The organism is Paraburkholderia sp. EG286B (genome assembly GCF_040965655.1).
Classification (GTDB): Bacteria; Pseudomonadota; Gammaproteobacteria; order Burkholderiales; family Burkholderiaceae; genus Paraburkholderia.
Window position 1 is genome coordinate 1 of the sequence record NZ_JBFRCF010000267.1, and the last position, 255, is coordinate 255.

Below are 255 nucleotides of genomic sequence, written 5' to 3' on the forward strand. Positions count from 1 at the left end.
CGCCGCTCTGGCGTGGGCGGAGTCGGTCACCCGCGTGGCCGACACCCATGTACCCGACGAGGACTTCCAGCTTGCCGCGACAACGTTCAGCGAGAAGGAGCTAGCGGACCTTACGATGGCCATCAGCCTGATGAATGCCTACAACCGGCTTGCCATCAGCTTCCGCCGGCCCCCCGACTCCGCCGTGGCTGCGGAACGCTGAAGCGGTCGCCTCGTGGAATCGAGCGGAAGCGGTCAAAAGAACGCGCCTGTCCG

1 protein-coding gene is annotated in these 255 nt (G+C 65.9%); it reads left to right on the forward strand.

Going from position 1 to position 255, the window contains the following annotated elements; all coding sequences use genetic code 11:
- Window positions 1–202: carboxymuconolactone decarboxylase family protein (locus tag AB4Y42_RS44695; RefSeq protein WP_368697953.1), on the forward strand; the 202-nt coding region annotated here is incomplete at its 5' end.
- Between the last annotated feature and the right edge of the window lie 53 nt (window positions 203–255).